This is a genomic window from Bifidobacterium actinocoloniiforme DSM 22766 (assembly GCF_001263395.1).
Lineage (GTDB): Bacteria > Actinomycetota > Actinomycetes > Actinomycetales > Bifidobacteriaceae > Bombiscardovia > Bombiscardovia actinocoloniiformis.
The window spans coordinates 984215-1000894 of record NZ_CP011786.1; the positions used below are offsets into that span (position 1 = coordinate 984215).

Sequence of the window (16680 nt, forward strand, 5' to 3'; positions counted from 1 at the left end):
GTACTGGTGATGCTGATGGGTCAGCTCGTCTTGGGGCCGCTGTTGGGGGTCGGGGTTTGGTTCCCACTGTTCGGCTGCTCCCCATACACGCAGTCGATCCATGCGTTACCGTCGTAGGCTGGGTCGCGCTGCCAGGTGAAGGTGACAGCTTTGCCTTTCACCGTGCCACGCTCGGCCTGGTCAGGCTTGTTCTCGGTGACTTGGACGATGCCGGCGCGTCGGTAGACGGTGCCGTTCTTTCGCGGCTCCTCGTAGTAAGCGCACCACTTACGGTCCGGGGTGAGCGTATCCACATGGTAGACACCGTTCTCGTCCGGCTCCGTCCCGTAGCACAGGAGCCGCGTGTTAGGGTTGTCCTCGGCGAGTGAGACGGCTGTGGTCAGGTCCGGGCTCTTGGACAGCGAGTAGCCCTCCTGGAAGAACTCAGTAGCATCTCCCTTTCCGGACTCGTCGGCCGGCCCGCCATCCTGCTTAATCAGGCCGCCGGTGAAATACGCGGCGGGCAGTTGCACTTTCGCCACCTTGATGCCAATGTCCTCGGGTTTGAGAATGTTCCCCGGCGCGTAGGGGGCGAAGCTTATCGCGCCTCCCTTCGGCACCGGCACTGCATTCAGGTCATTGCCTTGGCTGTCTTTTGCCATGCAATCTCTCCTAACTATGGTGAAGGCCACCGTCTGGTGGCCTCTGGCTTGGTTACTTATCGCCTGTCACTGCTGTTCGCCGGTGACGGAGTATTCGATGGTCATGTAGCGTCTTGCCACATCTTGATCGTCCTGCACCGCATATGGGCCGTTGCATCCTTCGTCAAGGACCGCTGCTATCGGCGACCCGGGAGCGTCCGTGACGGCGTCATCGGTCAGATGGGCGTACACGAGACGTGCCAGATCATTGGCAGGCTTGTCATATGATTTCGACCCAGCCAGGACGCTCACCCCCACGGACCGGTCCCATGTGACCAGGCTGGTCCTGGTGCCGGAGTCGTCGCGTATGACTACGAGGGGTTTGTCCAGCGGAGCGTGCAGTTCCTGCGGTTCTTTGTTCCTTACACTGATATTAGGGATGCGCTCGCGAAGCCATCCCGTGAGGAAATCTTCGATATCCGGCGGCAGGTAGATGCTCATTTGGCCTTCTTCAGCGCGCGGGCGAGATTCCCCGTCTTGGATTCGACCAGGAGCGTCTTAGGGTCGCTGCCCACGACCATGTAGGTGTCGCGTGAGGCGTGTGCCACCTTCTCGATGTGTAGTCCCTCCTTGTACTGGCCCGGATGTCTTCCCGGCTTCTTGTAGACAGGGTTGGACGGGTCTCCCACTGGCGCTGAGGCTTTAGCTGCGTCAAGGGCCTTCTGCGCTTTCTGCCTGCACATCTCCTCGGCGCCGGCGGAACGCATGATGCTCTTGAAGAAATCCTCGTTGAAGTGCATAGTGACGTTGTCTTTGCTCATCCTATGACCTCCTGCAGGTCGCATACGAGTGTCGGTTGCCACCCGGTGAAGGGGTTCCGGTCGGCATGCGGGTAGCCCTGCACATCCCATATTCTGCCGTCCTCGGCTTTGATACGGTCACCGCGTTGCACGTCGGAGTCCGGGTCGTCCAGGATCAGCTCTGCCGTGGAGATTGCCTCGTCCCTGACTGGGTCCGGCTGTTCGATGCTTGCTTTTGATGCCAGGGTCCCGTAGACGGCCCTGGTGTCCGCCTGGCCCCATCCACCGGACACCAGGTGGTCAGGGTCGTAGGGGTCGGGGACGGTTCCGCGTCTCAGCCTGGTGTAGGCCTGCCGGTGGCCCATCCCGTCCGGACCGCCTCCTGTATAGTCTGCCGCGGTTCCCATCATGCCGTCCATTTCAGCCTGTAGGGTTCCAGCGCGTCTTTCTCGATTTGCAGGAGCGGAGTGCTCAAGGGCGCCCCGCCTGCCGTCAGGTAGGACACGGACGAGCCGTTGACGCTTTGGCTGGCCACCACCCCTGGCCCTGTGGCCGCCCGGTTAGCGAGTTTGAGGATAATTGACACCACGTCGGGCACCTCATCCACTTCATACCCGCTGCTCATCGTCACGATGACGGAGCGGAAACGGTCGGGGAAGCTCCCGGAGCGAAGACTGACCATGCCAGTTTGGCTCCAGTCCACTTCACCGGTCACATCACGGCCGTCCACGGTGATGCGGGACAGGCCGGTGACGTGCAGGGAGGGGAGCATGAGCGTGCGGCCGCCTTCGGCGTCCAGGGTGAGGGTCTGCTCCACGTTAGGGGCTATATGCCACCCGCAGTACGAGCGGACCGAGGCCTGGGCTGCTTTCAGCCACAGATTGGGCCCTACCTCGGAATCAGGGCTGACGATGTCGCCTATTCCAGGCTGCCGTGCGTCCATGCTCCACCTCGCTTCCCGACTACTTGGACCGGGCGGCCTTGCCGAGGGTCACCTTGACGAAGGCCTTGGGGTACTTGACTTGCAAGCCCACCCTCTCCTTGAGGCGAATGGCTTGTTTGTCGTTGATGAAGAAGTCCGCGTGTGAATCAGTGGACTTGATGTCGATGCCACCTTTGCGCAGCACCTTGCCGCCGGCTTTGAAAGCGCCGACGATGGCGGTTCCTGGGGTCACAGCCTCGGTGACCACGGTGCGCAAGCCCCAGATGGGCGGGTCCTGCATGACGCCGCCGTTACCGTACTGGCCGGTGAAGTAACCGCCGCCGAAGTACTGTCCGTTACTGTCCTTGGACAGGCGAATGGCCTCATAGTCGGTAGGGTTGATGACGATGCCGTCCGGGTTGAACCCGGTGTCATGACTGATCAGCCTACGGCATGCGAACAGTCTGTCTGCATCGGAGTCGTCCCCCTGCCCCAGGGTCTGGATGCCGCGCATGAGCAGACCTTTGAGGTTCGGGTCATTGCCGTCGCCGTTGAGTAGCTGGTTCTCCTCCTCCAATCCGAGGGAGTATTGGGCGGCGTCGGTAATCTCGCCCTGCAGCCATGGCAGGTCCTCCACCATGTCGTCGGATACGCCGAACCAGACAGCAATCTCTCCAAGGGAGTCCGTCTGCCAGGTGGGGTCGGGGAAGTGGGCCTGCGCTTTGGTCCCGCCCTCCTTGACGGTCTTCGCCCCGCCTTCAAGCTCCCCGTACACCGGATACTTGAGGGCGGACCCTGAAAGGGCGCCCTGCGCGAACAGGTCGGCCACCACGAGGGGCCTGCGGTAAGGGCTGACGCCCTCCTGGTCCACTTGCGTGACGAAAGGCCCGAACGCACCGTCGGAGCCTCCGACCATTTGCGTGTCAGTAGGTGCCTTGAAGGACACCTCCATGCCGGCTTTGAACGCCTGCCGGGCTTTTATGCCCTTAGCCTGCAAGTTCTTAATAAAGAACTCTCCAGGCGTGCGCGACTTAGCCGCAGAGCCACCGTCGTTGCCTGTTGGCGCCGGGTCGGACGATGACAGCCCGTCGATGCTGTGCAGGAGCTGCGCGCTTTCGTCAGCTTTCTTGATTTGGTGGTCCAGGTCGGACACCTTTTCGAGGAGGTCCTTGACGGCTTTGGTGCCGTCCTCGTCGAGGGCATCCCCGGTTTTGAGCTGCTGCTGGTAGGCTTTCAGCTTTTCGATGGCTTCGGCCCGCTTTTCCTTGAGTGTGGCCATGTCAGGCTACCTCGCTTCCTTCGCCCGTCAGGGCGATGTCGATGGCAAGCTTGAGCGCTTGGCTGTCCGCATCCGGCTTCCGTTCCTCGGCCTTGGCCCTGTGGGGCTCCTCGGTCTTGACCTGGCCAGCGTCCGCTTTCGCGTCTTCGCTTTGGTTGTTACTGTCCTGGTCAGGAGCGGCCTGAGCCAGGAAATCCTTGATTTTGGTCGCGGACTTGTTCAGCGAGTCGGCGACCTCCTGCAGCATCGAGGCGTTCTTGGCGCTAAGCACACGCCCCGCTTTCATCCCTGCCGCTTTGATGCCCACGATTGACGTGTCCTGATTGGCTCCCACGGGCACGAAACTGGCTTCGTACACGTCGAGTTTTCGCAGTTCGTTGGCCTCGGTGCCGTCGTCAAGCTCTACCGTCCCCTCGTCGAGCACGTCGAAGGCGAAACTTAACTGAGACAGGCGGCCATCCTTGATGAGCCGGTACACTTGGGCGGCTTTGGGCGAGTCCATGTCGAAGCGGCCTTTGATCCACCAGCCGTGATCGTCCTCCCCCATGTCCTCCACTCCGGCCACGTTGTAGTCGGGGTCGTCCATGCGGTGCCCGTACATGACAGGCAAGGTCTTGCCGGAATCCTTCCACGCTTTGATGGTGTCGGCGAAGGCGCCTTTGGCGACCACATCCCCATAGGCGTCCGGCATCCGGGTAAAGGTGCTGGGGTAGGCTTTGAATTCGCCTTCCCCCAGCGCCTTATCATCACCGGTGGTTTTCACCTGGCAGGTTCGTTCTTTAATCTGCATAATCGCTCTCCTTGAATTCGCTTTCGGCCTCTCTGGTCCTCCCTAGTGCGGTTATGCCTGCCGTGTACAGGTCAAGCCCCGCCTTGACGACCAGGTCGGACTGCAGCTCGTCGCTCCACTTGCGCCAGTCGATGTCCCCCAGACTCTTGCCCGCACCTAGCCTGGACTTCACGGACTTGCGGAGCCTGTCCTTCCACTCGACGATGACTGCCTTGGCGGGGTCCGACTGGTCAGGCGCCCTTGCCGGCTCCCCGCCATCCTGCGGGCTTGCCTGCCCTCCCTGAGTGACGTTCAAGGGCACCACAAGGCTGTCTCCGCCCTCCATTCCGGGAAGGTTCTGCGTAGCCCGGGCCTCGTTGGGGGTGATCCAGGGAGCCCCGACCGATGTGCTTAGGACGCTGGCCTGCTCCTCGAAATCGCCGGAGAGCTTGCTGCGGATGTCGAATTCCACGTAGTTGTCCTCGTCCGTCCCGACCATCGGCGCCAGGAAGGTGTTGATTCGGTCCTCGATCATGCGGATCGTCGGCCCCAGTGTCTCCGAGTAGAGCATCTTGCGGAATTCCCTGGTGTTGGAAAAGTTCGCATTATCAAGCACACCCACCATGACCGGGTTGACGTGGTACACCTGGGCGACGGTCTGCAGGCTGAGCTTGGTCACCTCCACGAACTCGTCCTCGCGGGCTGAGAAACCGACCTTGTTCATGGTGATGCCGTCTTCAAGCAGTGGGGTGGACCCGGCATTGACGCCCTTGTCCTGGAAGGACTTCCAAGATTCCTTGAACCGTTTCCGATCCTCTTCCCCCCATTCGGGGGCGTCCTTCGGCCTGGACAGGTAGACGCCGATGCGTCCTCCGCGCTGCCAGCTTTGCGTCCGATATGACCAAGCCTGGATTTGCTCGTTGATGACATCCTTAAGTGCCTTCACCGGGCTCACCCCGGCTGAAGGATCGTTGGGGTTCCATCCGTGGAAGGCGACCACCGACGCGGCGGGTATGTCCACATGCCCCTGCCCATACCCGGTGCCCACGCGGTAGTATCCGGGTGCGAAGGCGTTTCCCTCGCCTTTGGCCCTTACCCATGATGGCGGGATGGGCTGGATGGTCCACGCGCCGAAACGGTCCACATCACGGTTAGGCTCCTGGGTTACTAGCCAGTAGGCGTTGTCGTAGAGGGCCAGGTCCGAGACCAGCTGTCGGATCAGCTCATACCCTGTCTGTGTGGCGTTCGGCTGCTGGAGCAGGTTGATAAGCACGTCATCCGTCACCCTGGGGCGGTCCGTGTCCGACGTCCTGTGATACTCCTTCAACCCCACCTGGGCCGTGTTGTCGGCGAGGAAGCTGATGACGGTGCGCAGGTGCGGCTGGGTCTTGTACAGCTCGGACTCGCTTTGCCCCTGGATATGGGTAAGAGCGTCCTCCAGGTTGAAGGAGATGGAATACTCCGGTTGGAAGATTGACCTGATCTGGCTCCAGATGGACACTGGTCACCTCCCTCTCGTCAAAGGACCATCAGCCCATGGTCCGCGTACGCTGATGCCGTGTTCTTCCCCTGCTCAGCCTCGAACATCTCAAGGCCGTATAAAGCGTTCGTCTCCGCTATCAGGCCGGAAATGTCAAGCATCGAATTCTTCCGGTCCCAAATATCCACATCACCAAGCTTGCGGGCCACTGCAGCGCTCACAGCCTGGTCGATTGCCGGCTGCGGGAGATGCCGGAGCTTCTCCTCGCGTGTCCGGTCGCGGAATTGCCCGGCCGAGGCGCCAAGCCTAGGGCCTTCGATGCGGTCAACCTGCCATCCAGCGTCGGCAAGAGGGTCTATCAGGTCCGAGGCCCTGCACCCCTTCCCCTGGATGGCGACCTCGCTGGCTCCTGTGACCGTTCTGATCCGGTCCATGAGTTTGGGCACCCACATCATGCCGTCACGCCTGGCGACCACCTCCACATGAGGGAGCCCATCATCACGGTATCCTGCCGCGGCTATCCATGTGGTATCGCCGTCCGGCGTGGTGTCCACCCCCAGGACGATGCGCGACCCGTCCGCTATCGCGGATTTCGAATCAGTGCCCTTCTCCCATTTGGAGGGGTCCAGATAGGTTTCCACGTCTGCGGTCACCCATTGGCACAGCACCTCAGTCCGGTATCCTGCTTCAGTCATCCCCTGCGCCTCCGACGCGACCGAATCCACCGTCAGACCCCCGAAACCGATTGACGGATTCGCTTGCAGGATTCCGTCACGGTCATCCAGGGCGCAGCCATCAGGAGCGGACCATTCGAACAGGCCGATCGTCGCATCCTCCGGGTGCTCGTCGATATGGGCCGACATGGTCTCGCCAGCCGCCAAAGCGGCATCGCATCGCCTGATCTGCTCCATGCCTGCTTCACGCTGCTTCTTCAGCACCACAGCCGTGCCGTCACCCGCATTGCTGATACCCCACAGCTGACCGCTCCAGAAGCTTTTCGTCGTCTGGCTCACCGCGTTCCACGCCGCCCAGGTGGACTGTTCACGTAGCTCATCCATTAATACCCTGGCGGCAGGCTTCCCGCGGGCGCTTTTAGCGGCGCGAATCTCATACACGGCCAGATCTTTCGCCTTGATGTACTCCTTACCGTTCGTATCGGAGACTTTCAAAGTGTTGTCTTGCAAGGCGGGGACAGCGAGCGTGCCCTCCTCCTCAGTGTCAGGCTCTGGGTCACTCCAGAGCTTCACCTGGTTCCAAGGTTCGCGTGCGATATCCAAGTTTTGCGCGGTGCCCACGATTTTGAATTTCACTGGAGGCACCCGTTCCGGGTGACGCTGCGAGTCCACATGGAGCCACCAGTCGGCAAGGACACTGGCCAGCATGGTTTTGCCGTTCTGGCGTGCCACCAGGACAATGACGATGCGATAGCGGTAGCTTCCATCCTCCCTGAGCTCCAGCGCGTGGATGAGCAGCCATTGCTGCCAAGGTCTGAGACTGATATGGAGCACCGTTTCGGCGTAGTCGATGACTTCGTACCCTAGTGAGGTCTTTGGCGTGAGTTCGCGGAGCGGTTTACTCCAGATTCGCGGCTCAGTGGCGCCGAAAACGGCTTTTTCAGCCATTCACGACCTCCTAAGATCGTTGTTCATGCCTTATGACGCTGCCGAAAAGCAGTGAGATCATCCACTGAGACCTTCCTTGGCTTTCTTTCCTCCGCTTTCACCGTTTCTGCGGTCAATCCGAGCGCCTGGAGGTATTTCAGGAAGGTTGGGATGGTCACATTGTCGATTTTTCCGTCCTCGTTTTCGAATCCCGCTTCGCACAGCATGTCGATTCGCCTGGCCAGCACCCTTGCGGCCGACACTAAGGCAGAGTGCTTCGCGGTAAGTTGCCCGGAGCTGTTCTTGATGGATCTTTCCAATGCGTCAGACACGTTCAGGAGCTCAAATTTCGCTGCCATGATGCCCCTCCTCTTATACCGCGCGCGACCCCCTGTACAACGCTCGGGGGGAGGGGAGTATTGGAGCGCGGGAGGTAGGCCGCTCAGGGCGGTTTCCAGCGATTCGAACGCCCCTACCCCCCGTGTCATCTATTACTTGTGTGCATGATTGCTTAGTACCATGTGCGTGAATGCATGCCTAGGGTGAGTTTGGGTGGGTCGGCTCCTCGTAGGATGTTGCAAATGCGGTGGGCGTGGCGGAAGTTGCCTGGGTCGTATTGCAGGCTCGGGTCCACGGAGACCGGCACGTAGTGGTCTAGCTCATGGCTTTCGTCCGTGCTGCCCGGCTTTACGGTGTAGTCGATGGGCAGGTCGCACAGCCAGCATGGCGCGTTCTCTTTCTTCCCCTGCTCGAAGAACCGCTGGCGCGCTTTTTGGAAGGCTCGCGTGCTGACTCTTGCTCTTGTCATGCATGGCCTCCGCTAGTCTGGAATGATGACGCTATGAGGCGTCGGAATGGAGAGAATTATGGGTAAGGGTAGGACGGCCGCTTGTGTGCTCTTGTGTGGCGGTTTGCTTGGTTTGGGCGGATGTGGCACGGTGCATGACGTGAACACCACTAGCACTGGTGAGGGGTCGTGCTCCACCGCCAACGTGGACATATCGAAGGCTGGCCTCAACGAGGGCAAGCTTGCCTTCACATCATCCCAGGCGCCTAACTCCTCCATCAAGGTGGATATCGCTACCGACAAGGGGAAGGCCAGCGTCATCGGGTCGATACCCACGTCCGACAGCGGAGTGAAAGGCGTCGACGCGAGGGGCGAATCCGTCAGCCTAGACGATGCAACGTCCAGTTCCAAGCCTTTACCGTCTGGCGGTGCCGTCATGACCACCAAAGCCAATATCAGCAAACTTGGCCTGGCGGGGTCTCTACAGTCACTCACTTTCACAAGGCTCGACGCGAATACAGGATCACCGACCGGCGAGGGCTGCACCATCCACATCAAGTAAACAGGCCTTCGGTGCGGTCCACTTGCATGCCTTGGCCCGCCATCGTGTCGGCTATGCGCGTGAGCTGGCGCTCGATGCCTTGCAGTTGGTTGGTTTGCGGTGGCTGCATACGGAGGCCGTCCACGCAAGGATGGGTGCCCGCAGGGGAAGAAAGGTTGAAAGACCCTGCGGGCGGGTATGGGTGAGGGCCGATGGCATGGAGCCACCGACCCTCGGGTTTATTTATCGTCGGGCCCCGTGCCGGCTGACGACGACCGGCAGGACTCGAGGCCTTCAGTTTGCGACTATTATTGAGTCCATGTGCCAATATGATCCTGAATGCCCGGTGCATCGTCATCGCCCGGGGACAACGTGCCCGGTGGTGTATCGCAAGCGTATGGCTGTCATCCGTGAGCAGGAGCGGCGTGAGCAGCAGAGGCAGGACAGGATCGCGGTGTTGGTGGCCCTTGTCGTGGTGGTGGTGATGTTTGTGATCGGCTATGTCGTCGCGTCTGTCGTGGCCCCGGATTTTGTGGCACAGGTAAGACAGGCGCTGGGTATCTAATAGCAGAGCGTCGCTGCTTTCGGCCAGTACGCGGAAGGCCGGTGGCGGAGCATGCAATTTGCGGGCTTAATCACAAAGGGCCGGACCTCTCGGCCCGACCCTTACACTAAAAGCAACTGTATTCAAAATAGCGTGTCATTAGGACATTTGCAAGTCAGGAGAGGCGTTTCGGCCCTGGGTGGACGCCTTGCGCGCAGTCCAGCAGCTCGGACAGGTCGCACTCGTACACGCCACGACCCACCTTGCGCGAGCGGCCGAGCCGTCCACGGCGCAGCCAGTTACGCACATCCTGCCCTTTGACTGGCACGCCTGCGTTGGCTTTGACCCATGACGCGATCCTGGCGGGCGTGCCGGTGATGGTCCTGCCCTCGAAACGCCGCCTGCGCGCCTCTGTGAGGGCTTTGACGCTCCATGTGGACCCGCATTCGGGGCAGACCACCGTCGGCTCCCCTGGCGCCCCGCTCAGGGCCGTTTTGCAAGCGGGGTTGAGGCAGTGCCCGTACACGATGCGCTCGCCTGGCGTGGACAGGCGCTCGCTGACCTGGCGTAAGGCGTCGGCCAGGTCACGGTAGTCGCGGCCGCTGTTGGGAGCGTCCCACAACCGCCCTTGACGGTTGGTCAGCTCGCGCAATAGTTTTTGCGCGCGGCCTCCCCACAAGCCGATGTCGCCGGCCACGTCCTGGATCACGTCCTCCACCTGGTCGTACAGGTCGGCGGCGCTCAAATCCATGGGCGTGGGGGCGAACGCGGGGCGCGCTCCCCCGCCCCCGCCGCCGAGCCTGACCTTGCGGTCGGCCACGGCCCTAAGCTCGTACATCCCAGTGCGCAGCCCGCGCAGGATGCGCGCCAAATCATGCCGATGCTCCTCGCACAGGGGGCCGCGCGGACCCCTGATGCACACCGGGCAGGTCATGCATTGACTCATACGCTCTCTTCTCTTGGCTGGTAGTCGCACAATGTGGGGAAATAGTCGTCCTCCCACTGCGCGATGTCGTGGTAATGGGTGGCGCTGGTGCTGATGGCGCTGCGGATGGCGTGGACGCGCAGCCATCGCCGGTCAAGGTGACCTCCGTACGATGCGGCGTAGGCGCCATGCACCGGCAAGTCACGGGCCGCCAGATAGGCGAAGACTTGCTCGGCGCTCCATCGGCCTATGGGGCGGCAGGTTTTTGTGGAGCTGAGCCCGCGGGAACGTATGCTCATGCGTCTCATGGCCGATTCGTCAGCTCGTACTCCGGTGATGTGCGGATCATGGATTTGTTCGCCGAGCATGTCTTGGTGGCGTTCTTTGACATGCCGCATGTAGTCTTCCCATCCTGGCTCCCCTCGCCGGGGGTTCCGTGGAAGGCCGGGCCTTTCGGCGTAGACGCATCCTGGATGCGCGCGGAGGAAGGCGTCGCGCACCTGGAAGCTGGGTTCCGTTTCGTAGCATGTGCCGTCCTCCCGTACCGCTGGCACCCAGATGATGGGTATCGCCGGGTCTGCCATCCATGTAAGGTGGGCGACCACCACCGAGTCCTTGCCCCAGCTGACGTTGGTTATGCAGTCCGGGTGTAGTTCATGGAATTTGCGGATTTCTTGGATTGCTTTGCGTTCCAGGGGTTCCATGAGCGCACCTATGGCTTGGTCGTATCTGCCGTACCCCCGCCAGACTTCGAGGTCGGCGGGGGTCAGGGTGCTCATGCCTTTCAGCATGTGACCGTCCTGTCATCCGACCAGTACGGCGGTCGGAATCGTCCTGTTTGCCCTTGTTGCGGCATTGGTCTGTCCTTCCATGCTTCTGGGTCGCCGGGGGTGATGTCCCATCGTGCCACGTGTCCGCATCCGTCCGCACGGTGGGATCCGATGTGGCTGATCGAGTGGAGCAGGTCTTCCACCTGGTCGGGGTCGGTGGCTTGCAGGTCCCATTCGATGGTGTCGATGATGGATGCCGGTACCGTCAGGTCACGGGCTTTCCATGCGTCCAATCCGTGATGGTTCTTCCTCTCTTTGGTGTAGACGGCCAGTTGCCAGTCCGGTGGCCTGCGTCTCAATTGGAGGCTGGTCCGCGCGAGGATGTGCGGGTGCGCGCGTGACGTCTTCCACCCCCAGGTGCCGCAGGCTTCCCATTGCTCCACTGGCAGCAGGTAGTCTTTGATGCTTCCTCTTGGTGGCGTCGGGTCATGCTCCCGGGCGTGCATGGCCCAGGCCAGGAGCCCATCGAGGGGGAGCGGGTTTCCTTCCACGCCGCAGGCCGCGCTGTCGAGGGTGGCGGCGACGTGCAGTGGCATGCTCATGCGAGAGCCTCCAAAAGGCCGAGGATGTCTGGTTTGTTATCCGAGATTATGCCGCGTAGGTCACCCGCCGCTCCCGCATATGGGGTATCCGCTGTGATAGTCGCGCGCCCGTACCCCGTGCCGGTTTTGGCGGCTAGCATTGTTTTGCCGTCCGGGGCCCACAGATCCAGTGCCGCCTTAAGCATTCGTACATCCATGTCTGTGGCGGCTGCGCTGAGTTCGAGGCTGCCTTCGAGCCGCGCTCCGGGGCTGAGCGTTTGCACGCTGTAGATCATCTGCGTGCTGCCGGCGGCTTCAGCTCCCATGTCCATGAGCGCGGCTATTGGGCTTGTGGCTTGGTCCATCCTGGTTCCGAATTCCTCGCTGCGCCAGTATCCGGCGGGTTTCAAGTCGTCGGTGTCGCGGAGACGGCCCCGGTTTTCCGCGCAGGCGAGGATCGCGTCGCTGGCCCTGAGCGTGCCTTCGATGATGTCGCTTTTACTGGCATACCCGAGCATGGTCAGCCATGGGAGGATGCGTGCGGCTTGCCTGTAGGCCTCAAGGTCGGTTTGCGCGCCTTTCTCAGTGACCGCGCCGCCCGTGAAGAGCAGGTCCGTCTGCCCTTTGGTGAGGCTCCCGGGTTCGACTTGGAGTGTTTTGACGGTCTCCCAGGCCAGGGCGTTGCGGAGCCCGTGGCGGATGGAGTTTGCCGACAGGAAGGGCACTTGGGCGATCCTCCCGTCAGGGGTGTGCACCGTCTGGGTGCGTAGGATGCTGGTGTTGCCTTGTGTGCCTGCGCCATGGTGGAAGGGCGAGGTCAGGGTGAGTCCGTAATTGATGATGGTCATGTCAGTTCTCCTTCTTGGTGGTCTTGGCTTGGCGGCGGCGCATGTCAGCTAGGGCGATGATGTAAACGATGGTGCGGTCGATGTGGTCCTGCCATGCTGCGTAGTCCGCGTCTATCAGCTCGCATGCGGACAACACCGCTGGGCTTTGCGACACGGTGATCTGTGGTATCTGCAATTTCCGGCATGCGGTGGTCAGCATCTGGTGTGATTCCGACGATCCGGCTGCCGCGGTCTGTATTGCGGTTGCCGCGCGTCCGCCGCTCCAAAAGTCGATGCGGCTTGGGCCGTCGTCGGTAAGGCTGTCGCGCAGGGCGAAGATGAGGTTGATGGTCGCTTCGTCCATCTGGTCTTCGGTTGGGGTTGTCTGCTGTTTTGTCATGAGTGGTTTCCTTCCATGATTGGTTTGGTTATGGCCCATAGGGCCAGGTCTAGGATCGGGCTTCCTTTCCATGGGTTGATATCGGAGTTAAGCCGTTTCCAGGCTTTGGCCTGTTCCATGCCCTCGAAGCGTGGTGGCTGGCCGGCCTGCACCATTTCGGCGCTGGCTCCCATCCTCCGTAATTCGAGCGCGGGCCGGTAGGCTGCGGAGAAGGCTTCCTGCGTGTAAGGCACGTCCGCCGTCTCCATGCGGATCATGCCTGTGGGCCCATGGTTGAGCCCCGTGTATGGCATGACGTGTTTCTGACCGCTGACGGCGATGCTGACCGCCCATTCGCTCTCAGGTGGGTTGAGGAGCAGACCGAGGATTGGTGACGTATCGTGCCTTGATGTCAGGCAGATTCCGTCATGCTGTCCAATCCAAGCTGCCGCTTTCTCCTGGCTGTCTGGCAGTGTGACGCCGGGTGCCGCCGCGACGCTCCACATGCGGATGGTGCGCACCCCCCGGCCTGAGCAGGCCCACAGGCAGCAGTCGCACACTCGTCCTGATTCGGGGCTGGCGTACAGCGACCGATCGGTGAAATTCGATCCAAGCGCTTTGCTTGCGTCCGCTGTGACCGCCTGTCGCGTACCGCACACCTTGCACACCGATTCCGACTCGGACAGCAGTTTTGCCGCCGCCCCTTCGGGTTGCGGGCTTCCCAGCAGCCCCCATATCATCCTTACTGCTTTCATGACGACCTCCTCGCCAGCACAAGGCCGGCCCCGAATCGTTTGCCCCTGCCTACCCCCGTCATCAGCGTGTTCGCGAACTCGTCGGGGTCCTTTACGGTGGCGAACCCGTGGAACGCGGCGCGGGAGATGGTGAGCGGCTGTTCACCGTGCCGTCCCTTCGCGGGGGACATTTCCTGCACCGCATCGATGTCAGCCTTGCAGCCTTTCAAGTGCCGGCACAGCCAAGCTGGCATATCATCCGCGCCGAGTGGCGCCCTTCGCCGGTGCGCCTTACAACGTGTCGCGTTGATGACGCCGGATATCTCCACACGTGCGCGCGAATCGAAAAACAGGCTTGCTTTGGCCTGCCGTATGCTTGCCGCCTCACGGCGGAAGGTCTCTGCATGCAGTGGGCGGCGGGTCTGCACCAGCAAGACCGCAGGCCGGGGTGAGCACCAGAGCGACGCGGGGTCACCGGTGGACGCGGTGATTATCCGATGCACTAGCGCTGAATCAAACGGGATTGCTCTGCCATTTCGGTTGAATATGATTTCCGTATGCCACACGCAGTTTGTCTCATTCACTGTTTGCCTCCTCCGGTCCTGGCTCCATGCCGGTGCCGTCCGGCGTGTGCATCTTTACAATCCGGTCGCTCATGCGTCCTCCTTGTAGTCCCGGCAGATCGCGATGTACCAGCCGCACACAGTGATTATGCGGAATTTGGGGGCCCTGAACAGCGCCTTGGCCAGATTCTCGCAATGCTTGGCGCGTTCTTCGGCTTCTTCCGCATAGTGCATCTCCGGCCGGCGGGAGGTGCGGATCATCCGATACTTGTAGATGCGGCTATTGAGCCAGTCGAAGGCCAGCCGGGCGGCCTGGACGACCAACCCCACCACGACAGCGGCGACCACCACCACGCCGCATGCCACCAGGCCCAACACAAACTCGTTACTCATGCGTCCTCCTCTTTGGTCGCGTCCATGAGCCACTGGCCCAGGCGTCGGGCCATGCGACGGGTGATGGTGATGTCGCGCTCGGCCTCGGCCATGCTCAGGCTCACCTTGCCAGCCGTCGCCTCGATGCTGAATGGCGGGTAGTCCCAGCCGCCGTCGGCGTCACCCGGGTAGTCGATGACGGCGCGCTTGGACCCGTCGTCTTCCACCCATCCATTGAGCTTCCAACCGCCGTCCGTCATGGGCAGCGCGGCATCCGGATGCAGGTCGCTTAGACGCAAGTGCGCGTGTGCGCGCTCAGCCATCGCTTTACTCATTGCTCACCCCTTGCGCGGCCGCGTATACGCCATCGTTTGGCCCTTGCCAGCCGAGGAACCCTCGTAACGCTGTTTCCGCGGCTTGCCGGTAGGCGTCCTTAGCGACCGGGGCTTCGCCCGCCCATGAGTCGTTGCAGAGCGCCTGCCCGCTGTCACGCAGGCTCTCATAGATTGTTTGCGCGGCCTCGTCGATGTTGTCCACGGTGAGGGCGCAGTCGGATTCCGCTTGCTTGTATCCCAGGTGGAAGCCGACTAGCAGCGTCTCGTCCTCGCCGTCCAGGACGCCGGTTTCCTCCGTGAGATAGGCCTTGTAGGCCTGGGCGCTCTTGTTGATGTCTAGCATCACTCCTCCTTGCCTTGTCCGATGATCCGGTTGATGTCCATGTCGCCGACTCTGCGGCCGATGAAGTGCCCGGTTGGCTTGCGCCTGGGTTTGGGTTGGGCGGGCTCGATGCGTAGCCGTTTGGCCTCCTGGGCGGCGCGCTCGTGCGCCTGGCCTACGCTCAACCCGTGCTGAACGCCTTTGATGAGCCGCCGCCGGTAGGCGGTGTAGTGGTCGGAGTCGATGCCCGCCTGGTCCATGAGCCGACCGATCTGCGCGTCCTCAGGGATGCGGGCCTTGCGCACCGCTTTGATGCCCGCGTTCACATCGCCCGAGCCCATCCACCGGCCCGTCTGATTGTTGGCGTAGTAGCGTCTGACCGCTTCCATCGCGTCCCGCATGGTCGCATCCGGGATCAGCTCCTCGTGGAAAGTCCTGGCTTCCAGGTCGGTGATGGCGGCGTTGCCGTGGTGGGCGCGGATCTTGGCGAGCACGAGCGTGCTGTCCGCTATGCTCAGGCTCATGAGCCGATCTCCTTTCGTTGGGGTGGTTTGTTTTGTGCTTGTTCTTCGGCCATGTAGCGGGCCACGAGGGCCGCGTTCGCGTCCTGGTTGGCTTGCGTACGAGCCCTCCCGAGGCTGCTGCTTTGCGCGCGCAGCCGGAGTTGGTCGTATTTGGCGCGGAATTTGGGCATGGAGAGGATGTTGCTTTTCCAGAAGCTGTCCTGCTGGCACCAGTCGATGAGGCGGGCGGCTTCTTGGGGGTCCCGTCCGTCCGTATCGATCATGAGGCGGGCCGCGTCCAGCCAGCGTTGGGTGATGTCGGGGCGTTTGGACCCGTTGCGCACGATCCAGTCTTGCAGGCGTTCGCAGAGGGCCACGATTTCCGGTCTTGATTCGCGGACTATATTTATATCTTTAGATATAAATAGGGGTACGGGTACGGGGTTCGTTTTTGCTTCATGTTTTGCTTCCGCATTTGCTTCATGTTTTGCTTCCGCATTTGCTGAAGCGTTTGCTTCCTGTTTGCTTCTCCTGACCTTGCCGGACTTGATGCCACCAAGCTTCCCAGCCTCGGAACGGAGCTCTTTCTGGGCTTTAACTTTCTCCCGTGGAGGGTTGTACTTGAGGAAATCGTGGATCTGCCAGTAGTCGCCGTGGTCCTCCCACAGTCCGACGTCGACGAGCGTCTGCGCGTCCTCTTCGGTCGCGTCGGGGTGCAAAGTGCGAAGCACCCGCTTAAGCACTCGCCCATCAGTTTGCGAAGCAGAAGCCCAAGCACCTGCTTCGACCCAGAGGCCAACCGCGCTCAACGAAGCCTGGACCATCTTCTCGTTGCGCGTAAGATTGTCATCAACCTTAAACCAAGTCATCTCCGTCACCTCCTTTCATACATGCCGCTCATCGTCCGCGCTCGATCCACGGGCGTAATTGCTCGACCCTCGTAAGGGCCTGCCGGAGCATCCAGTCGGTCTCCGGGCACGGGCAGGAGCGTGCTGCCCCTTCGGCCCGCTCAAGCTCCTGCCGGGC

Annotated in this window: 25 protein-coding genes; 2 read left to right on the top strand and 23 right to left on the bottom strand. The window is 61.5% G+C overall.

The genetic code is table 11. The features are described 5' to 3' along the window. Positions 1-20 precede the first annotated feature (20 nt). The 11 genes from AB656_RS03945 to AB656_RS03995 form a co-directional block, all read right to left on the bottom strand. Positions 21-641, bottom strand: a complete 621-nt coding sequence (locus AB656_RS03945) for a hypothetical protein (protein ID WP_051905324.1) — start codon at positions 639-641, stop codon at positions 21-23. Positions 642-707: 66 nt separating this feature from the next. After that, on the bottom strand, positions 708-1121 hold the full coding sequence (locus tag AB656_RS03950) for a hypothetical protein (RefSeq protein ID WP_033504753.1): 414 nt from the start codon (positions 1119-1121) through the stop codon (positions 708-710). After that, a complete protein-coding gene (locus AB656_RS03955) occupies positions 1118-1441 on the bottom strand; it encodes a hypothetical protein (RefSeq protein ID WP_033504754.1) in 324 nt (107 codons plus the stop codon). Before AB656_RS03955 ends, AB656_RS03950 begins: the two co-directional genes overlap by 4 nt. Beyond that, complete coding sequence (locus AB656_RS03960) at positions 1438-1830, bottom strand: hypothetical protein (protein WP_144418929.1); 393 nt, start codon at positions 1828-1830, stop codon at positions 1438-1440. Before AB656_RS03960 ends, AB656_RS03955 begins: the two co-directional genes overlap by 4 nt. Next, positions 1827-2363, bottom strand: coding sequence for a hypothetical protein (locus AB656_RS03965; protein WP_051905326.1), 537 nt, complete (start codon positions 2361-2363; stop codon positions 1827-1829). The genes AB656_RS03960 and AB656_RS03965 overlap by 4 nt, the downstream gene beginning before the upstream one ends. Before the next feature lie 19 nt (positions 2364-2382). After that, a complete protein-coding gene (locus tag AB656_RS03970; RefSeq protein ID WP_033504755.1) occupies positions 2383-3621 on the bottom strand; it encodes a phage major capsid protein in 1239 nt (412 codons plus the stop codon). Position 3622: 1 nt separating this feature from the next. Continuing rightward, entirely contained in the window at positions 3623-4411 is a 789-nt protein-coding gene (locus AB656_RS03975) for an HK97 family phage prohead protease (RefSeq protein ID WP_051905327.1), read from the bottom strand. Next, positions 4401-5891: a phage portal protein gene (locus AB656_RS03980; RefSeq protein ID WP_051905328.1), complete on the bottom strand. Its 1491-nt coding sequence runs from the start codon at positions 5889-5891 to the stop codon at positions 4401-4403. The genes AB656_RS03975 and AB656_RS03980 overlap by 11 nt, the downstream gene beginning before the upstream one ends. Positions 5892-5908: 17 nt before the next feature. Then, positions 5909-7492, bottom strand: coding sequence for a terminase (locus AB656_RS03985; protein ID WP_051905329.1), 1584 nt, complete (start codon positions 7490-7492; stop codon positions 5909-5911). Between the two features lie 23 nt (positions 7493-7515). Then, positions 7516-7830: a terminase small subunit gene (locus AB656_RS03990; protein WP_051905330.1), complete on the bottom strand. Its 315-nt coding sequence runs from the start codon at positions 7828-7830 to the stop codon at positions 7516-7518. 152 nt (positions 7831-7982) lie between these two features. Then, positions 7983-8279: a hypothetical protein gene (locus tag AB656_RS03995; RefSeq protein ID WP_033504756.1), complete on the bottom strand. Its 297-nt coding sequence runs from the start codon at positions 8277-8279 to the stop codon at positions 7983-7985. 46 nt (positions 8280-8325) lie between these two features. Here AB656_RS03995 and AB656_RS04000 point away from each other — a divergent pair, with 46 nt between their 5' ends. Both AB656_RS04000 and AB656_RS07810 read left to right on the top strand, forming a co-directional pair. Continuing rightward, positions 8326-8820 carry a hypothetical protein gene (locus AB656_RS04000; protein WP_144418930.1) on the top strand — a complete coding sequence of 165 codons (495 nt, stop codon included), beginning with the start codon at positions 8326-8328 and terminating at the stop codon, positions 8818-8820. A 298-nt stretch (positions 8821-9118) separates the two neighbouring features. Next, positions 9119-9364 (top strand): hypothetical protein, encoded by a 246-nt coding sequence (locus AB656_RS07810; RefSeq protein ID WP_158336157.1) that lies wholly within the window; start codon positions 9119-9121, stop codon positions 9362-9364. 154 nt (positions 9365-9518) lie between these two features. On the opposite strand, the gene AB656_RS04005 is transcribed toward AB656_RS07810, so the two are convergent. The 12 genes from AB656_RS04005 to AB656_RS04060 all read right to left on the bottom strand — a co-directional run bounded on the left by AB656_RS04005 (position 9519) and on the right by AB656_RS04060 (position 16523). Next, positions 9519-10289 (bottom strand): hypothetical protein, encoded by a 771-nt coding sequence (locus tag AB656_RS04005; protein ID WP_033504759.1) that lies wholly within the window; start codon positions 10287-10289, stop codon positions 9519-9521. Next, positions 10286-11059, bottom strand: coding sequence for a phosphoadenosine phosphosulfate reductase domain-containing protein (locus AB656_RS04010; protein ID WP_033504760.1), 774 nt, complete (start codon positions 11057-11059; stop codon positions 10286-10288). Before AB656_RS04010 ends, AB656_RS04005 begins: the two co-directional genes overlap by 4 nt. Beyond that, a complete protein-coding gene (locus AB656_RS04015; protein WP_033504761.1) occupies positions 11053-11640 on the bottom strand; it encodes a hypothetical protein in 588 nt (195 codons plus the stop codon). The genes AB656_RS04010 and AB656_RS04015 overlap by 7 nt, the downstream gene beginning before the upstream one ends. Next, positions 11637-12467: a hypothetical protein gene (locus AB656_RS04020; protein WP_033504762.1), complete on the bottom strand. Its 831-nt coding sequence runs from the start codon at positions 12465-12467 to the stop codon at positions 11637-11639. The genes AB656_RS04015 and AB656_RS04020 overlap by 4 nt, the downstream gene beginning before the upstream one ends. Before the next feature lies 1 nt (position 12468). Next, complete coding sequence (locus AB656_RS04025) at positions 12469-12846, bottom strand: hypothetical protein (RefSeq protein ID WP_033504763.1); 378 nt, start codon at positions 12844-12846, stop codon at positions 12469-12471. After that, positions 12843-13580, bottom strand: a complete 738-nt coding sequence (locus AB656_RS04030) for a hypothetical protein (protein ID WP_033504764.1) — start codon at positions 13578-13580, stop codon at positions 12843-12845. The genes AB656_RS04025 and AB656_RS04030 overlap by 4 nt, the downstream gene beginning before the upstream one ends. After that, a complete protein-coding gene (locus AB656_RS07610; protein ID WP_033504765.1) occupies positions 13577-14143 on the bottom strand; it encodes a type I-E CRISPR-associated protein Cas6/Cse3/CasE in 567 nt (188 codons plus the stop codon). The genes AB656_RS04030 and AB656_RS07610 overlap by 4 nt, the downstream gene beginning before the upstream one ends. A gap of 69 nt (positions 14144-14212) precedes the next feature. Further along, on the bottom strand, positions 14213-14515 hold the full coding sequence (locus AB656_RS04040; protein WP_033504766.1) for a hypothetical protein: 303 nt from the start codon (positions 14513-14515) through the stop codon (positions 14213-14215). Further along, entirely contained in the window at positions 14512-14829 is a 318-nt protein-coding gene (locus tag AB656_RS04045) for a hypothetical protein (RefSeq protein ID WP_052201415.1), read from the bottom strand. Before AB656_RS04045 ends, AB656_RS04040 begins: the two co-directional genes overlap by 4 nt. Further along, positions 14822-15172 (bottom strand): hypothetical protein, encoded by a 351-nt coding sequence (locus tag AB656_RS04050; protein ID WP_033504768.1) that lies wholly within the window; start codon positions 15170-15172, stop codon positions 14822-14824. The genes AB656_RS04045 and AB656_RS04050 overlap by 8 nt, the downstream gene beginning before the upstream one ends. Then, complete coding sequence (locus tag AB656_RS04055) at positions 15172-15675, bottom strand: hypothetical protein (RefSeq protein WP_033504769.1); 504 nt, start codon at positions 15673-15675, stop codon at positions 15172-15174. The genes AB656_RS04050 and AB656_RS04055 overlap by 1 nt, the downstream gene beginning before the upstream one ends. Then, entirely contained in the window at positions 15672-16523 is an 852-nt protein-coding gene (locus AB656_RS04060; protein ID WP_051905331.1) for a hypothetical protein, read from the bottom strand. Before AB656_RS04060 ends, AB656_RS04055 begins: the two co-directional genes overlap by 4 nt. Positions 16524-16680: the final 157 nt, after the last annotated feature.

Excerpts from the sequence above, each read along its gene's own strand:
- AB656_RS03945 (WP_051905324.1), bottom strand. The coding sequence starts at position 641 with ATGGCAAAAGACAGCCAAGGCAATGACCTGAATGCAGTGCCGGTGCCG.
- AB656_RS03950 (WP_033504753.1), bottom strand. The coding sequence starts at position 1,121 with ATGAGCATCTACCTGCCGCCGGATATCGAAGATTTCCTCACGGGATGG.
- AB656_RS03955 (WP_033504754.1), bottom strand. The coding sequence starts at position 1,441 with ATGAGCAAAGACAACGTCACTATGCACTTCAACGAGGATTTCTTCAAG.
- AB656_RS03960 (WP_144418929.1), bottom strand. The coding sequence starts at position 1,830 with ATGATGGGAACCGCGGCAGACTATACAGGAGGCGGTCCGGACGGGATG.
- AB656_RS03965 (WP_051905326.1), bottom strand. The coding sequence starts at position 2,363 with ATGGACGCACGGCAGCCTGGAATAGGCGACATCGTCAGCCCTGATTCC.
- AB656_RS03970 (WP_033504755.1), bottom strand. The coding sequence starts at position 3,621 with ATGGCCACACTCAAGGAAAAGCGGGCCGAAGCCATCGAAAAGCTGAAA.
- AB656_RS03975 (WP_051905327.1), bottom strand. The coding sequence starts at position 4,411 with ATGCAGATTAAAGAACGAACCTGCCAGGTGAAAACCACCGGTGATGAT.
- AB656_RS03985 (WP_051905329.1), bottom strand. The coding sequence starts at position 7,492 with ATGGCTGAAAAAGCCGTTTTCGGCGCCACTGAGCCGCGAATCTGGAGT.
- AB656_RS03990 (WP_051905330.1), bottom strand. The coding sequence starts at position 7,830 with ATGGCAGCGAAATTTGAGCTCCTGAACGTGTCTGACGCATTGGAAAGA.
- AB656_RS03995 (WP_033504756.1), bottom strand. The coding sequence starts at position 8,279 with ATGACAAGAGCAAGAGTCAGCACGCGAGCCTTCCAAAAAGCGCGCCAG.
- AB656_RS04000 (WP_144418930.1), top strand. The coding sequence starts at position 8,326 with ATGGAGAGAATTATGGGTAAGGGTAGGACGGCCGCTTGTGTGCTCTTG.
- AB656_RS07810 (WP_158336157.1), top strand. The coding sequence starts at position 9,119 with ATGTGCCAATATGATCCTGAATGCCCGGTGCATCGTCATCGCCCGGGG.
- AB656_RS04005 (WP_033504759.1), bottom strand. The coding sequence starts at position 10,289 with ATGAGTCAATGCATGACCTGCCCGGTGTGCATCAGGGGTCCGCGCGGC.
- AB656_RS04010 (WP_033504760.1), bottom strand. The coding sequence starts at position 11,059 with ATGCTGAAAGGCATGAGCACCCTGACCCCCGCCGACCTCGAAGTCTGG.
- AB656_RS04015 (WP_033504761.1), bottom strand. The coding sequence starts at position 11,640 with ATGAGCATGCCACTGCACGTCGCCGCCACCCTCGACAGCGCGGCCTGC.
- AB656_RS04020 (WP_033504762.1), bottom strand. The coding sequence starts at position 12,467 with ATGACCATCATCAATTACGGACTCACCCTGACCTCGCCCTTCCACCAT.
- AB656_RS04025 (WP_033504763.1), bottom strand. The coding sequence starts at position 12,846 with ATGACAAAACAGCAGACAACCCCAACCGAAGACCAGATGGACGAAGCG.
- AB656_RS04030 (WP_033504764.1), bottom strand. The coding sequence starts at position 13,580 with ATGAAAGCAGTAAGGATGATATGGGGGCTGCTGGGAAGCCCGCAACCC.
- AB656_RS04040 (WP_033504766.1), bottom strand. The coding sequence starts at position 14,515 with ATGAGTAACGAGTTTGTGTTGGGCCTGGTGGCATGCGGCGTGGTGGTG.
- AB656_RS04045 (WP_052201415.1), bottom strand. The coding sequence starts at position 14,829 with ATGAGTAAAGCGATGGCTGAGCGCGCACACGCGCACTTGCGTCTAAGC.
- AB656_RS04050 (WP_033504768.1), bottom strand. The coding sequence starts at position 15,172 with ATGCTAGACATCAACAAGAGCGCCCAGGCCTACAAGGCCTATCTCACG.
- AB656_RS04055 (WP_033504769.1), bottom strand. The coding sequence starts at position 15,675 with ATGAGCCTGAGCATAGCGGACAGCACGCTCGTGCTCGCCAAGATCCGC.
- AB656_RS04060 (WP_051905331.1), bottom strand. The coding sequence starts at position 16,523 with ATGACTTGGTTTAAGGTTGATGACAATCTTACGCGCAACGAGAAGATG.